The sequence below is a fragment of the Nodosilinea sp. P-1105 genome, from assembly GCF_012911975.1.
GTDB lineage: Bacteria > Cyanobacteriota > Cyanobacteriia > Phormidesmidales > Phormidesmidaceae > Nodosilinea.
The window spans coordinates 97,365-112,149 of the sequence record NZ_SMDQ01000004.1 but is presented as its reverse complement, the minus strand read 5'-3'; the positions used below and the strand labels follow the sequence as shown (position 1 = coordinate 112,149).

Here is a 14,785-nt window from a genome sequence, read left to right as displayed (position 1 = left end):
GGAGAAGTTAGCCTAGGCTACATCTATCGTCGAGAGCAGCTATGGCAACGCAACAACTGGCCACACAACAAGTGCAGCTGACGGGCATGAGCTGTGCCGCCTGTGCTGGGGCGGTGGAAAAGAGTATTCGCGGCGTTGACGGAGTGGAAACCTGTACCGTCAACTTTGCGGCAGAACAGGCCACCGTCCACTTTGATCCCGAAAGGACGGATATCACCACGATTCAGCAGGCGGTAATGGCTGCTGGCTATGGGGCCACTCCCCTCCAGGAGGACGCCCAGATGGATGACCAAGTGGAGGCTGAACAACGGCAGCGACAGCGGCACCAGCGGCAGCTCTCCTATCGGGTGGTTTTAGGGGTGGTGTGTAGTACTTTGCTGGTGATTGGCCACACCCCTATGATGCTAGGCCGTCATCACATTCCTGGCATCCCTCCGGTGCTCCATAACCCCTGGATGCAGCTGGTGCTGACCATTCCCGTCATGGTGTGGTGTGGTCAGTCGTTTTTTGTCGGGGCTTGGCAGGCAGCCCGCCATCGGCGAGCCGATATGAATACCCTGGTGGCCATGGGAACTGGAGCGGCCTTTGTGTATTCCCTGGTGGTGACGGTGTTTCCAGCCATTCTGACCGATCAGGGACTAGAACCCGACGTGTATTACGAAGTATCTGCCGTGGTGATTACCCTGGTGATGCTAGGGCGACTGCTGGAAAGTCGGGCCCGGGGCCAAACCTCAGAAGCCATTCGCAAGTTGATTGGCCTTCAGGTCAAGACCGCTCGGGTGCGGCGTCATGGGGAAACCATGGATATTCCCCTAGAGCAGGTGCTGGTGGGGGATACGGTGGTGGTGCGCCCCGGCGAGAAGGTGCCAGTGGACGGGGTGGTGCTCGCCGGGGAGTCGGTAGTGGACGAGTCGATGATTTCTGGAGAGCCCCTGCCGGTGACCAAAGGCCCAGGGGACGAGGTGATTGGGGCAACCCTGAATAAAACCGGACAGTTTACGTTTAAGGCCGAGCGGGTCGGGCGCGACACGGTACTGGCTCAGATTGTGCAGCTGGTGCAGCAGGCCCAAGGTTCAAAAGCCCCGATTCAGCAGTTGGCGGACCGAGTTACTGGCTGGTTTGTGCCGGTGGTGATGGCTGTAGCCGGGGTGACGTTCATCCTGTGGTTGACCCTGACCGGTAATCTGGTCATGGCCCTGTTTACCACCATTAGTGTGCTAATTATTGCCTGTCCCTGTGCCCTGGGGTTGGCGACGCCTACCTCGATCATGGTGGGGACTGGCAAGGGGGCAGAAAACGGCATTCTGATTAAAGATGCCGAAAGCCTAGAAAATGCCCACAAAATTACTACCTTGGTGTTAGACAAGACCGGCACCCTAACCGCAGGAAAGCCAGCTGTGTCTGACTACTGCACTGTCCAAGGTACCGCCAGGGAACTGGAGCTACTCAAGCTGGCGGCAGCGGTGGAGCAACATTCGGAGCACCCCCTGGGGGAAGCGGTGGTGGCCTATGCCCATCGCCAGGGGATTGGGGCTAAAGTCTTAGAATCGATTGTGGTGAACCAGTTTCAGGCGGTAGTTGGGGCTGGAGTGGAAGGCCAGGTGAGCGATGGCCCTTCCGGGCCGGTTCGGACTATTCGGGTTGGCACTGGTCGCTGGCTGCAGGAGCAGGGGATCGATCTGTCGCCCCTGGCGAAAACCGCTGAAGCTTGGGCGCAGCAGGCTAAAACCACGGCCTGGATGGCGATTGATGGCCAGGTGGCAGCGGTTTTTGGTATTGCCGATGCCTTGAAGCCCTCATCCACAGCGGCAGTGCAACGGCTCCAACGGATGGGCCTAGAGGTGATGATGCTGACTGGAGATAACGCTCAAACCGCTAGGGCGATCGCCGATCAAGCCGGCATCCAACAGGTGATTGCTGGGGTGCGGCCCGATCGCAAAGCCGAGGAAATCAAGGCGCTCCAGATGCAGGGTAAGTTTGTGGCCATGGTAGGCGATGGGATTAACGATGCTCCGGCCCTGGCCCAGTCCGATGTGGGCATTGCCATTGGCACGGGCACCGACATTGCCATGGCCGCCAGCGACATTACCCTGGTGTCTGGTGATCTACAGGGCATTGTTGCTGCCATTCAACTGAGCCGGGCCACCATGGGCAACATTCGCCAGAACCTGTTCTTCGCCTTTATCTACAACACCATTGGCATTCCAGTGGCCGCGGGGGTGCTGTATCCCTGGCTGGGGCTGCTGCTGAACCCGATCGTGGCTGGGGCCGCCATGGCCTTTAGCTCGGTGTCGGTGGTGACTAATGCCCTGCGGTTAAAGCGGTTTAAGCTGTCGTCTTAGGATGGAAAGGCAGAAGGCAGCTTCCCACTGACCCCGCTGGGGTGAGCACAAAGTGGAAGAAACAAAACTGTTTCCAGTTTGGCGACAATCAGGGTGTTTTGGCATCGATTAGGTTTTGTTTCTTAGGAGAAGGCAGCTTCCCACTAACCCCGCTGGGGCGAGCACAAAGTGGAAGAAACAAAACTGTTTCCAGTTTGGCGACAATCAGGGTGTTTTGGCATCGATTAGGTTTTGTTTCTTAGGAGAAGGCAGAAGGCAGAAAATAAATTCCCTGTCTCACAAGGGTTTCAGTGTCAGCAGGTGGGTGGGCTGTCTCTACCATAAACGCCACCCCTCGGCTCAGTCTTCCATCTTCCATCTTCGTTTTTCGTTTTTCGTTTTTCATTTTTCGTTCTTTCCCCCCAAAGCTCGATCCAAATCAGCGATTAAATCCTCTACATGCTCTAGCCCAACGGAAAGGCGCAGCAGGTTGGCCGGGGTCTCGGAGCCAGGGGCTTCGATCGAGGCCCGATGTTCGATGGTACTGTGGGGGCCGCCGAAGCTGGTGGCGCGGGTAAACAGTTGAGTTCTGGTGGTGACCGCCAACGCCGCGTCCTGGTCTCCTTTCACCAAGATGGACAGCAGACCACCATAGCCCTGCATTTGCTGTTGCGCGATCCCATGGCCATCGTGCTCTGGTAACCCCGGATAGAGTACCCGCTCTACCGCCGGATGCTGGGCCAGCCACTGGGCTAAGGTTAGCGCCGTTTGGGACTGGGCTCGTACCCGCAGCGGCAAGGTTTGTAGCCCCCGCAAGGTCAGCCAGCAGTCAAACGGGGATGGAATGGCTCCACCCATGGTTTGAATCAACCGCAGTTGGTCAAAGAGGGGATTGGCCGTTTTGGTGACCACGGCCCCGCCGATGACATCGCTGTGCCCAGCCAGGTATTTAGTGGTGGCATGGATCACAACGTCAGCTCCCAGGCTAAGAGGGGTTTGCAGCACCGGCGAGGGAATGGTGTTGTCACAGGCCAGGTAGGCCCCCGCTTGGTGGGCTAATGTGGCTACGGCCCCAATATCAGTAATGGCCAGCTGGGGGTTTGAAGGGGTTTCAATCAAGATCAGCCGAGTGTTGGAGCGGAGGGCCGCCGCCAGGGCCGCCAGGTCAGTGGTATCCACCAGGGTGTAAAGCAAACCCCAGGGGGCAAAGATTTTAGCCAGCATCTCCTGCACCCCAAAGTAAACATTGCGGGGGGCAATCACATGATCTCTTGGGGTCAAAGCTTGTAGCAGGGTAAAGGTGGCAGCGGACCCAGAACCAAAGACGGCAGCAGCGGTGCCCTGTTCTAGGGTGGCTAGGGCCGCTGCCAGGGCGTTGCGGTTGGGGTTACCGCTACGACCATAGATATAACCGCTGGGGTAAGTCCCATCTTCACCGCGCTCAAAGGTGGTGGAGAGGTAGATCGGGGGCGTTAGAGCACCCGTGGCAGGGTCGATGCCTCTGCCGCTGTGAATGGCCTGGGTTTCGGGCAAAAAGGAAGAGGCATCAGGGGACATAGAATGGTGGAAAAGCGACATGCCCCTGATTGTAGGGGCGATTTTGGCTAACTATGGTCTGCTTGTCTGCCGCGATCGCCCCCCTAATACTCTGAGACAGAAATAATCTATCTATTTTCGTCAGCGCAAACTTTTGCATAGAGCGGGATTTCCTGTCTGCCTTTCTGTACTAACCCCGTCCTTTTGTCGCCAGTTGGGTACCCTAACCCCACCCCTTCTCCCCTATGCCCATGGACACCCTGATTACATCTGCCCTCGTCTTTCTCTTTGGGGCTGCCGTGGGCAGCTTCTTAAACGTGGTGATCTATCGGCTGCCAGCGGGGCTGTCGCTGCTGCATCCCCCCTCCCGCTGTCCCCACTGCCACACCCGCCTGCGCCCCTACGACAATGTACCGGTGCTGGGCTGGCTCTGGTTGCGGGGTCGCTGCCGCTACTGCCGAGCCCCGATCGCCATTCGCTATCCCCTGATTGAAGCCTTTACTGGCGGGCTGTTTCTGGCCACCTTTGGGCTGTTTGGTCTGTCGTGGCTGACGGTAAGCTACTGGGTCCTGTTGAGTTGGCTGATAGCCCTGGCGTTTATTGACCTCGATACCCTGACCCTGCCCAATGCCTTGACCCAGTCGGGGCTGGTGTTGGGGTTAGGGATGCAGTTTGCCCTGCCGCTGCTGCAAACGGGCGCTTGGACCAACGCTATCCAAGGACTGATGGGGGGAATTTTTGGGGCCGTCTTGGGCATCTGGCTGTTTGACCTGATCACCCTGTTTGCCTCCGCCGCCCTGGGGCAGACGGCCATGGGGGGCGGCGATGCCAAATTAGCGGCGATGTTGGGGGCCTGGCTGGGGTGGCAGGGGGTACTGCTCAGCGGCTTTTTAGCCTGTGTGGTGGGAGCCCTGGTGGGAGGTGGGGCCATGGCCCTACAGCTGATTAGCCGTCGCCAGCCTATGCCCTTTGGCCCCTTTTTAGCGATCGGGGCGGTGATCGCCATGTTCTGGGGAGAAGCCCTGATTGGGGCCTACCGTGCTGTGTTTTTCCCGACGCTGTAATTCTGGACCCATCTACAATAAACAGTACATCGCAGTGAGTAGTCCCCATGGCCATTGTTATAACCGAGGCTATGACCACCCTGGCTGAGGCCGAGCATCGCTTGCACCTGAGCCGTACAGAAGATGAGTCGTTTTTTGCAGAATGGCACAGGGACCTGCCCAGTCTGAGCGAAAGCGAAAGCGTAGGCCTGAGCGACCTACGCCGCCGCTATCTATACCAACGTGCTCAAGGACACCGGCTCGAAAGTACAGTATTGCTTTTGTTTGCCTCTCCTCTATTGACCCTGGCTGGCGTTTACGATCCACTGGCGCTTACATCACCAGGGAATACCACTGAATATCTGGGGGATGATCCACCAGGTCAGGAATTTCGCGCATGAACTCGTCAATGTACCCCGAGCGAAAGTGAGACTGAAACGCCGCATCATCTTGCCAGGTTCCCAGGGTAACGAATTCACCAGGGTTGGCGTGGCCCTGCAGCAGCTCAAACCGCAAACAGCCTGGGTTCTCGCGGGCCAGTTCGGCCACCTCCATCAGGAGGGACTTCAGGGCATCGGCTTTGCCTGGTTTAGCGATCACTTTTCCAATGGTGCGCACCACGCCAGTCATGGTTGGTCTATCCTCTTGAGGGGGAATGGCCTGGGGGATTGGGCCTGAGGCAACCATAGCCCATATTTGGCTCCCTCAGCTATTTCCCCACCTCCCCATCCTCTCATCTCCCCACTTTCCCAAGGTTGTATAGAATCTAACTGTAGCCATAGCCATAGGACTCAACAGCTTGCAGCACTATTGGCGGACTCGAGGGATGTGGGTATTCGGCGTCGTTTGGCTGGGGGCGATCGTGCTTTTAGGCCACCCTACGATCGTCTTGGCCGCCACCTGGATTCCTGTAGCTGAGGCCAGCCAGGGACAACAACAGCAGTTTGTAGATGTGGACTCCATCACTGTCCTGGGGCCAGGACAGGTGCAGGTCAGCAGCTACTATGTGGACCGCCGTGCTGGCAGCCCCCAGCGCACCACCTATCTGACCGAGTACGACTGCCAGGGGCGACGGTTTCGGGATGTGGTCTTTGATGGTCCTGTGGGTAGTGCCCAGTGGCAGCCCGTAGACCCCGATCCGCTGAATAGGGCGGCGATGGATTTTGCCTGTGCGATCGCCCAGACCAGTCAGCCATAGCGGGCCCCTACCCCGTTAAGCCGACCTCAGATCGCCCACCATCATCACCTGTACTGGCTCGTGGGCTGGAATGAGGGTGGTCCCCACCGGCACCACCGCCAAACCATTAGTGCCGGCCAGATTGACTAAATTACCCGAGCTATGGCTACCCCCAGCCTGCTCAAAGGAATATCCCTGGGGTGTCATCCTCAGGTGCCCCCACACATAGGTTTCACGGCGCCCGCCCGCCCGCAGGGGCTGACTGGTGGTGGCTGGCACAAACCCTGGAGCCCAACCCTGCCCCAACCCCGACTGCTTACGCAGGGCCGGTTCCACAAACCGCCAAAAACAAACCAGGGCCGATACCGGGTTCCCTGGCAGGCCAAAGTACAGGGAGGTCGCCCCCGCCGTCCCCGATGGAAAGGTCGCTACAGTCAGGGGCTTGCCTGGCTTGACTGCCACAGCCCGAATATGCAGGGTGGCCCCCAGGTCAGCCAAAATTTGATCGACATAATCGTAATCGCCCACCGACACCCCTCCAGAGGAGAGGATCAGGTCGGCTTGAGATAGGGCTGTGGCGATCGCGTCTCGCAGAACCTGGGGCTGGTCTGGAATAATCCCCAGGGGCATGGGGATGCCTCCGGCTCGATGCACCAGGGCAGCCAGGGCATACTGGTTTGAGTCCACCAGTTGTCCCGGTTGCAAAGGGGTACCAGGCTGCACCAGTTCGTTGCCAGTGGATAAAATAGCCACCCGGGGCTGGCGGTAAACCCGCACTTGAGCGTACTGAGCCGAGGCCAAAACTGCTATTTCTGGCCCATTCAGGCTAATCCCCGGGAATAGGAGGGGATGCCCCGCCTGATAAAAGCTGCCCTGGCGGCGAACAAACTGCCCGGGTTCCGGTGTCTCCAGAATCCTCACCTGGGCGGCTTGACGTTCGGTCATTTCCTGCATGACCACCGTATCAGCCCCCATCGGCATCATCGACCCGGTGAAAATACGGGCCGCCTGACCTGGCCCCACGGCCTGGGTAGGGGATTGCCCCGCCGGAATGGTTTCGATCACCGTCAGTGTCGCCGATGGACCAGCGGTGGCGGCTTGAACGTCGGCGTAGCGCACCGCATAGCCATCCATGGCTGAATTATCCCAGTGGGGCACATCCAGCGGACTGACCACCGTCTCAGCCAACACCCGCCCCTGGGCAAGGTGTAGATCGAGCCTTTCGATCTGCTCAGACGCCTGGGGTAGAGTTGCTAAATCAAGGATCTTGGCTTCGGCGTCTAGGACAGACAGCATATGGAACAAACCCGTGACTGCTAAAAGTTGGGGCGAGTGATAATGCAGCTTAGCCCCAGAGCTACGGAACCAGCCATTGTTGCTGCGGTTGCGGCGTCCAAACCCAAGCTCAGCAACACACCATACAGTGACAGACCCGCCACTGCTACTACCCCAGGCGGCGTCGCCAAAAAATCAAGGAAGCTCAGCAGTCCTTCCAAAAATCGCAAAAATTGCAGCAACCGCGCCAGCAATGCCATGACAAAAAGCTTCAGTGCAAACGAAACACCGATCACAATCAGGGGTTAACCTGTCAGGATAGCCACAATCTATACAGCTACTTCTAGGATAGCTGTCACTTTGATAACCAAACCTTTCCTTCCGAAAATTTTTCAGATTTTATACCAAGTCCAACTCGAGATCTGGAGTTTTTCCACAGGCAGAACTCCAGGTCTGGACTTGGATCTGGTTTAGTTATCGTTGAGAGGACTACCCTGAGACCTGACGCCGTAGGCCCTGCGTCCCTTTCATTACCCCCTTCTTGTGTCCTGTTAATAAAGCGTTTGCATCAGCTGTTTACGGTAGGTGACCGTCAGGGGATGATCGTCTCCCAGCACTTTAAAGACGGTCACCATGGCTTTGCGGCCACCATCTCGACGGTATTGGCGATCGCGCTTTGCGACCCTTAAGAACTGCTCTAGGGCCAATTCGTAGCTACCTGCCAGGGCGGCCTGACAGCCCCCTCGAAACATCTGCTCAATATCAGGGGTATCGACATCAGGGTTGTCGATCGGTGCGGCGATCGCAGCGCTCAAGGCCAGCAGTTCCCGTAGACCATCCCCCTGGCTAGCGATGCCGCGATCGGTAGATGAAATTAAGTCTAAGTATTGGCCAGCCACATCAACCTCACCCCGTTGGACATAGATCTGTGCGGCCAACAGCAGCACCTGGGGGGTTTCGGGATACTGGGTTAATAAGGCGGTCAACGCGGTTTGGATCTTGGCACCTTCCTGGGTTGCACGAATCGTGGCAAAAGTGGCTAACGCTTGTTCGAGCTTAGATTGTAGTCCCAGCTTAGCTAACATCTCCCGAATTTGGGCCTCTGGCAGCACCCCTACAAACCCTTCCTGAACCTGGCCTTGGGATACGATCCGGACATCGGGTACCCCTTCTACACCATAGGTATTAGCCAGGTCTGAATTTTGATCAATATCCACCTTGGCTAGGATAAAGTCATACTCTTTGGCTAAATTTTCGAGCATGGGTTTCAGGATCTGACAAGGGCCACACCAAGTCGCATAAAAATCCACTAACACTGGATGCTGGAATGACGGCATCAGAACCGCTGCTTCAAACTCAGCTTGAGTGACCATAATCGATTTGCCCACAAGGTAGCCTCCTAAGGGATTAATAAACAAGACATACAATGTAAAAGTGCAGAGGTTAACGCGGCATCAGTCACTTACGGTGAGAGCAAAGGCTTATGAAGCGGGTGGTATTTATTTTAGGGGTATTGGAAGACGAGGATGTGGATTGGTTGATTTCCGCTGGTTTGCGCCGGGAGCTGGCTCCCGGTGATGTCCTGATTCACGAAGGCAAACCCTGCGAGGCGATCTATCTGATTTTGGATGGTAGCTTACAGGTGTCGGTGTTCGCCCTTGATGAGCAACCCATTGCCCAACTCGCTAGCGGCGAGGTGGTTGGCGAAATGTCTTTTGTGGATGGCCAACCTGCCTCCGCCACTGTATCAGCCCTAGAACCCACCATTGTGCTAGCGGTTCCCTGTGTCCAGGTGCGTCAAAAGCTAATCCAAGATATTTGGTTTGCCTCTCGATTTTACCGAGCTTTGGCCATCTTACTCTCTAGCCGGTTGCGCAGTACCGTTAAACATCTACAAGGGGAACATTGGCGACCTGTGGCCATCAATGCCGATATCAGCGGCCTCGATGAGATGAACGATATGCTCTCAATGGGTAGTATTCGGTTTGATTGGATGTTAAAACGCCTGCGTCATATTAGGGCTAGCCCTTGGGAAGATTTAGATAACGAAGCTACGGAATAGCTTGGCAGCAAGGGGTACCGTAAGGTTTCTACTAACTTACGGCGGCCATCCGCAAGTAGAGGTAAACTAGGGTGTGTTCTCGATGCTTCAGTGTTCAAGCTAGTTTAGGTTCGATCTAGCCTCAGGATAGTGATTCACCATTCTAGGCATCTAGCATTGTGCGTTCCTTTGTGCGTCCTTAGCGGGTTAGGTGGCTAACGTCTCCCGGTTTCTTGGGTAGACTTCAGCCACGACTCCCTTAATTCAGAGCTTAGGGCTAGGTTGGGTCAATTTGCCCTGCCTGGGCTATTTAGCTCATGCAATGCCAATGTTTGCTAAGTTTCAAGCATGCCACTACATACCAAGTTAAGTAACATCCTGATCGTTGAAGACAGTAAAGGTCGCCGAGAAATCGTCCTGGATGGATCCGTATACTCCATTGGTAGGGATCCAAAATGTGATATTCGGTTGTCGTCCCAGTTTGTATCGCGACATCATGCCACGTTAGTCCAGCTTCCTAAGGACGACGACACGTTTTATTACCGCATTGTAGATGGCAACCTCAAAGGTAAGCCTAGCGCCAACGGCATGTTAATCAATGGGCGCAAGCTACAGGCCCACGATCTTAAAAATGAGGACGAGATCGTCTTTGGTCCCCAAGCTCGCGCCATTTACTACCAACTCAAGCGGGACAGTCAGTCAACCTTACCCCCCGATGAATTTGACATTACCCTGATTAGCCCCAATATGATTGAAGAGGGCGAAGAAGGTGAGAGTCAGGATTTGTCGGAAGATTATGACCCCTAGGACAGGGCGGTAAAAGGCGCTGGCCATTGCCTCCTGCGGGGGCAACACCCCACGAAAGAAAGTCCTCAAAGCCCTGCATCCACTGAGTATTCAGCCCTGATAGTATCATGGCGATGGAGTCATGGCTGAATCCGTTAGCTTGGTATCGGATAAGGTAGGAACTCCCGGTGGCGCAGGGCTGCTACTGTGTCAAATAGGTGGGGATTGCTGCTAGCGCGGACTAAGCCAGTGCAACCAGAGCCTGGTTGACTGTCTCAAACACTTGCTGGCAGTGGTTCTTTTGCCTCAAGGGCAGTTCTTCGTTTTTGACCACCAAGTTGACTTTGGCAGGACCCAGGGAGCCAGAGGGCGGATTAATTAATACTTCAATGGTTGTGAGCTGAGCCAGGGAAACTTGACCAGGAATTTCCTTGGCCACTAAATAGTCGCCAGTCTCGTAAACCATGTTTAGACCACAGGACTTGAGAGAACTGATAATTGAATCTCTCAAACTGGGTGGCGTTTTAGGAACAGTCAGGAGATTAGTATAACGAGCCATAAAACCCTCTACTGAGACTACACAACCTTTCGTCAAGGCTAGCCCTCTAATAAGCCAAGGGTTGAAAGAGACCCTTGGAATTATGTGTGAACGACCTTAAAGCCTGCCACAGCACTTTAGCTACGTTGCCAAAAGCTGTTACCACAGTTCCACTCAATATAAAGCAAAGATCTGTAACAGCAAAGTTGGTCATAGACTTTATTCAGCTTTGACCACAATTCATCTTTCATCGTAACTAGGCCTCATCAGCAGCTAACTAGCCTTGATTGAGCCAATGTCAATCCGGTGGTCGGTGGTTTCACACTAGCTGCACGTTTACATTAAGACGATACCGGCTGAGGGGGGTTCCCTACAGCATGGTCTGGAACAACCTGCTTTCCTATAGTATCAGGTGGCTTTTCCCCAAGAGCCTCGGGCTCTACCCCATGGCCTGGTAGGGTAATTAGGACAACCTTAGCGGTGAGCTATGCAGGGCAAATTGATTGTCTTTGAGGGGGTAGAGGGCTGTGGCAAATCGACCCAACTTCAGGCATTGGCCAAACAGTTGACAGCGCCAGAGGGGAGGATAACCACCCCAGGGTACCCCGAGGGTGTGCCAATAATCACCACCCGTGAACCCGGTGGAACCCTCCTTGGTGGAGAATTACGGCAGCTATTGCTGGGGCGAGCCATGGCCAGCCCCACCGAACTGCTACTGTATGCCGCCGATCGCGCCCAGCACGTGGAAGAGGTGATTCGACCTGCCCTAGCGGCGGGGCACTGGGTGCTCTGCGATCGCTTTATTGACTCCACGGTGGCCTACCAGGGCTATGGGCGCGGGCTAGACTTGGCCTTAATTCAGCTGCTGAACCAGGTGGCCACAGGCGGGTTAACCCCTGATCTCACCCTGTGGTTGCAATTGGATGTCGCCATGGGCCTATCCCGCACCCGTCAGCGGGGGGATAACGATCGCATCGAGCAGGCCGATTTAGCCTTTCACCAGCGGGTGCAACTGGGGTTTGAAACCTTGGCCCAGCAGCACCCAGAGCGGATTGTGCCGATTGATGCCGCTCACCCTCCTGCGGCTGTGACCGCCGCCATTTTTACCGTCGTTGAACAACATCTCCAGCCATGGCCGAACCGTTTGCAGACCTAGTGGGGCAACAGACCGCCATAGCGCTGTTGTGCCGAGCGGTACAGCAGCAGCGGGTGGCCCCAGCTTATTTATTTGCTGGGCCAGAGGGGGTGGGACGACGGCTGGGCGCTGAGCGCTTTACGGAAATCTTGTTGACCCGAGGCACCGCATCTGACCCGTATCTGCGGCGGCGCATTCACCAGCGCAACCACCCTGATCTGCTGTGGGTTGAACCCACCTATCTACACCAGGGGCGACTGGTGCCTGTCTCCCAGGCTCAAGCGCTCAAGCGCAAAAGCCCACCCCAAATTCGGCTAGAACAAATTCGTCAGATTGCCCAGTTCCTTAGCCGCCCTCCCCTGGAAGCTCCCCAGGCTGTGGTCGTGGTCGAGGCGGCGGAAACCATGGCCGAGGCGGCGGCCAATGGCTTGCTGAAAACCCTGGAAGAGCCGGGGCAGGCCACCCTCATCCTATTAGCCCCAGGGGCTCAGGCTCTGCTGCCAACGCTGGTGTCGCGGTGTCAAACCATTCCATTTTTACGTCTCAACATTACAGACATGACCAGGGTGCTGGAGCAGCTAGGGCAGGGGCAGGTGTTGAGCCAACCCCAGGTGCTGGCTTTGGCCCAGGGTAGTCCTGGTACCGCGATCGCCGCTTATCAACAATTACAAGCTATTCCCGCCGATTTGCTCGGGTCGCTCCATACCCTGCCCCACAACCTAAGGGAAGCCCTGGAACGGGGCCGCCAAGTGACGAAAGCCCTTGACACTGAAGCTCAGCTGTGGCTGCTGGATTATCTACAGCAGTGGTACTGGCAAACCTATCCCCAGCACAGCGGTGCCTGGTTGCCCCATCTAGAGCAGGCTAAACAGTACCTGCGTCGTTTCGTCCAACCTCGGCTGGTGTGGGAGGTGACGATGATGGCACTCTGGACCAGTAGCCAAGGGGTTTAGGGGCTGTGTCTGGGGTAAGGGCTGTGCCTATAGTTCAGCTAGCAATTGCCGAATGTCAGGCACTTCAAAAAAGCGTTGAGTAGAGTCAATCAGGCGATCGCCCCAGAGGTTGAACTGCAAAAAGTCAATTTCACTATAGCGACTGTCCTGCTCCAGGGCTTCTACCCCCAGGCTAATCGCCTCTTGGCAGGCCCGGGTGGTAGTGCGTACGGCCGGTATGTTGCAGTTCTCTCGGTTATATAAAGCCACGGCAATTGCCAGCTTGGGCTCAGGTTCTTCGGGAGCTAACTCCAGACTATCTCGCCAGTGTTGTATGGCTTGGTCTGCCTGCCCCTGTTCATACAACACCAGACCAATGTTGTTGACCGATGGCCAAAACTCAGGCTCGACCGCCACAGACTTTTCATAGCTGGCGATCGCGTCTCCATAGCGATCTAGCAAAAAGTAGACATTGCCCAAGTCAAACAGGGCATTGGCATTGTCGGCATCTAGGGCCAATCCCTGCTCTAGATAAGAGGCAGCCCGACGGTAATCTTGTTGTTGTAAATAGGCCGACCCCAAGGCAAACAGCACCCGAGGCTCATCAGAAAGGATTGTATCGGCCTGTTCCAGCAGGGGAATGGCCTGTTCCACCTCGCCTGTTTGCAGGTATAGGCTCCCTAGTAGCGCCAACACTTGACCATTATCAGGGGCCAACTGGGCGGCCAACTGGGCCAGGGCCAGTGCTTGGTTAAATTGGCGGAATTCCGCCAACTGCTGAGCTTCACTGGCTAAAAACAGCCCTTGCTCAGCCATCAGGTCATAGTCAAGGGGCAGGACATAGGGGGTCAAGGCCTGGGACAGGGCTGGAGTAGCCGTACCCATCAAACCCAGCGCGGCACAAAGGGGGAGTAGGGAAATCCGTTTTAGCACAGCAGTTTTAACTCAGTAAATTGAAACAGGAATTTGAAACAGATGTCTACCAGGGGTTGACCTAGCCTGAAGCCAGCTTAGACCATCTTCATGGGGAATGGGAACTCTGGGCCGCCTGCGCATTGCGTCGCCACATGGCGGGCTTAATCCGCCGCAGGGCTGACGCTCGAAACCGTTGATCCCAATCAGTCTCTGATAGGGCGGCTAACTCAGCTAAGGCCGGGGCTTGATTGTCGGGGTAGGGGTGAAAGGCCTCAATCGTCGTAGGTTGGGCAAAGCGCTGATTCCAGGGGCACACATCCTGGCAAATATCACACCCCGCCACCCAGTTATGCAAGTGGGACGCGATCGCATCAGGCAGGCGTTCAGCCCGATTTTCAATGGTGTGATAGGCAATACAGCGGTTAGCATCCACCACGTAGGGCTGGGTAATGGCCCCAGTGGGGCAAGCCTCCAGGCAACGGGTGCAGGTGCCGCAGTGGGCGGTATGGGGCCGGTCAGCGGGTAGCGCTAAGGTGGTGACGATTTCCCCTAAAAACACCCAAGACCCGTATTGTCGGGTGATTAAATTGCCATTCTTTGCCACCCAGCCCAGCCCCGCCCGCTGGGCCCAAAACTTATCCTGCACCGGGCCAGTATCCGCATAGTAACGAGCCGCCACGTCGCCCGACGCCTGCTGCTCAATCCACTGGCTTAGCGCCTTCAGCCGCTTATGCAAAATCCGATGATAGTCGCGCCCCCAGGCATAGCGGGAAATTTTGCCGTGGCGGCTGTCCTGGGAATGGGGATGGGGGGTGTAGTAGTTGAGGGCCACACAAATCAGCGATCGCGCCCCCGGCAGCACCTGTCGAATATCCTGCCGTTTAGGGGTTTCCATCCAGCCCATATCCGCCTGATACCCCTGGGCAAGCCAGCGTTGTAGATGATCTGTCGCCGCTTGTTCAGCGCCATCAGGGGCATCGTCCACCGCCGCCACCCCCACCAAGTGAAATCCCAGATGTAGGGCTTGATCGACAATGGCCTGGCGAGTTAGGGAAGAAGGCGGCATAAGGCGCTAGAGTATGACAA

Annotated in this window: 16 protein-coding genes; 8 read left to right on the top strand and 8 right to left on the bottom strand. The window is 56.2% G+C overall.

Features of this window, described 5'->3' with window-relative positions; all coding sequences use genetic code 11:
• Positions 1-41: 41 nt before the first annotated feature.
• Complete coding sequence (locus E1H13_RS03265; protein ID WP_169611971.1) at positions 42-2,342, top strand: heavy metal translocating P-type ATPase; 2,301 nt, start codon at positions 42-44, stop codon at positions 2,340-2,342.
• Between the two features lie 381 nt (positions 2,343-2,723).
• Here the strand turns inward: E1H13_RS03265 and E1H13_RS03260 are convergent, their stop codons facing one another.
• Positions 2,724-3,878, bottom strand: a complete 1,155-nt coding sequence (locus E1H13_RS03260; protein ID WP_169611970.1) for a PLP-dependent transferase — start codon at positions 3,876-3,878, stop codon at positions 2,724-2,726.
• Positions 3,879-4,108: 230 nt separating this feature from the next.
• Between E1H13_RS03260 and E1H13_RS03255 the strand changes: the two genes are divergently transcribed.
• Together E1H13_RS03255 and E1H13_RS26800 are read left to right on the top strand one after the other, a co-directional pair.
• Positions 4,109-4,921: an A24 family peptidase gene (locus E1H13_RS03255; protein WP_169611969.1), complete on the top strand. Its 813-nt coding sequence runs from the start codon at positions 4,109-4,111 to the stop codon at positions 4,919-4,921.
• A gap of 47 nt (positions 4,922-4,968) precedes the next feature.
• The gene (locus E1H13_RS26800; protein ID WP_206069958.1) at positions 4,969-5,301 is read left to right on the top strand and encodes a hypothetical protein; all 333 of its coding nucleotides are present in this window, start codon (positions 4,969-4,971) and stop codon (positions 5,299-5,301) included.
• Here the strand turns inward: E1H13_RS26800 and E1H13_RS03250 are convergent.
• Positions 5,234-5,530 (bottom strand): putative quinol monooxygenase, encoded by a 297-nt coding sequence (locus E1H13_RS03250; RefSeq protein ID WP_206069956.1) that lies wholly within the window; start codon positions 5,528-5,530, stop codon positions 5,234-5,236. The genes E1H13_RS26800 and E1H13_RS03250 overlap by 68 nt on opposite strands.
• A gap of 196 nt (positions 5,531-5,726) precedes the next feature.
• Between E1H13_RS03250 and E1H13_RS03245 the strand changes: the two genes are divergently transcribed.
• Positions 5,727-6,098 carry a hypothetical protein gene (locus E1H13_RS03245; RefSeq protein ID WP_169611967.1) on the top strand — a complete coding sequence of 124 codons (372 nt, stop codon included), beginning with the start codon at positions 5,727-5,729 and terminating at the stop codon, positions 6,096-6,098.
• 15 nt (positions 6,099-6,113) lie between these two features.
• Here E1H13_RS03245 and glp read toward each other — a convergent pair whose 3' ends face one another.
• The 3 genes from glp to E1H13_RS03230 all read right to left on the bottom strand — a co-directional run bounded on the left by glp (position 6,114) and on the right by E1H13_RS03230 (position 8,725).
• Positions 6,114-7,373 (bottom strand): gephyrin-like molybdotransferase Glp, encoded by a 1,260-nt coding sequence (gene glp, locus E1H13_RS03240; protein ID WP_169611966.1) that lies wholly within the window; start codon positions 7,371-7,373, stop codon positions 6,114-6,116.
• A 20-nt stretch (positions 7,374-7,393) separates the two neighbouring features.
• Positions 7,394-7,612: a hypothetical protein gene (locus tag E1H13_RS03235; RefSeq protein WP_169611965.1), complete on the bottom strand. Its 219-nt coding sequence runs from the start codon at positions 7,610-7,612 to the stop codon at positions 7,394-7,396.
• Between the two features lie 291 nt (positions 7,613-7,903).
• The gene (locus E1H13_RS03230) at positions 7,904-8,725 is read right to left on the bottom strand and encodes a tetratricopeptide repeat protein (protein WP_169611964.1); all 822 of its coding nucleotides are present in this window, start codon (positions 8,723-8,725) and stop codon (positions 7,904-7,906) included.
• A gap of 110 nt (positions 8,726-8,835) precedes the next feature.
• Between E1H13_RS03230 and E1H13_RS03225 the strand changes: the two genes are divergently transcribed.
• Both E1H13_RS03225 and E1H13_RS03220 read left to right on the top strand, forming a co-directional pair.
• Positions 8,836-9,414 carry a cyclic nucleotide-binding domain-containing protein gene (locus E1H13_RS03225; protein WP_169611963.1) on the top strand — a complete coding sequence of 193 codons (579 nt, stop codon included), beginning with the start codon at positions 8,836-8,838 and terminating at the stop codon, positions 9,412-9,414.
• 327 nt (positions 9,415-9,741) lie between these two features.
• The gene (locus E1H13_RS03220; protein ID WP_169611962.1) at positions 9,742-10,200 is read left to right on the top strand and encodes an FHA domain-containing protein; all 459 of its coding nucleotides are present in this window, start codon (positions 9,742-9,744) and stop codon (positions 10,198-10,200) included.
• A 220-nt stretch (positions 10,201-10,420) separates the two neighbouring features.
• Here the strand turns inward: E1H13_RS03220 and E1H13_RS03215 are convergent, their stop codons facing one another.
• The gene (locus tag E1H13_RS03215) at positions 10,421-10,645 is read right to left on the bottom strand and encodes a hypothetical protein (protein WP_206069954.1); all 225 of its coding nucleotides are present in this window, start codon (positions 10,643-10,645) and stop codon (positions 10,421-10,423) included.
• 559 nt (positions 10,646-11,204) lie between these two features.
• Here E1H13_RS03215 and tmk point away from each other — a divergent pair.
• Positions 11,205-11,873 carry a dTMP kinase gene (gene tmk / locus E1H13_RS03210; RefSeq protein WP_169611960.1) on the top strand — a complete coding sequence of 223 codons (669 nt, stop codon included), beginning with the start codon at positions 11,205-11,207 and terminating at the stop codon, positions 11,871-11,873.
• Positions 11,849-12,805, top strand: a complete 957-nt coding sequence (locus E1H13_RS03205) for a DNA polymerase III subunit delta' (RefSeq protein WP_169611959.1) — start codon at positions 11,849-11,851, stop codon at positions 12,803-12,805. Before tmk ends, E1H13_RS03205 begins: the two co-directional genes overlap by 25 nt.
• 27 nt (positions 12,806-12,832) lie before the next feature.
• On the opposite strand, the gene E1H13_RS03200 is transcribed toward E1H13_RS03205, so the two are convergent.
• The gene (locus tag E1H13_RS03200; protein WP_347404109.1) at positions 12,833-13,717 is read right to left on the bottom strand and encodes a tetratricopeptide repeat protein; all 885 of its coding nucleotides are present in this window, start codon (positions 13,715-13,717) and stop codon (positions 12,833-12,835) included.
• 88 nt (positions 13,718-13,805) lie between these two features.
• Complete coding sequence (queG, locus tag E1H13_RS03195) at positions 13,806-14,765, bottom strand: tRNA epoxyqueuosine(34) reductase QueG (RefSeq protein WP_169611958.1); 960 nt, start codon at positions 14,763-14,765, stop codon at positions 13,806-13,808.
• Between the last annotated feature and the right edge of the window lie 20 nt (positions 14,766-14,785).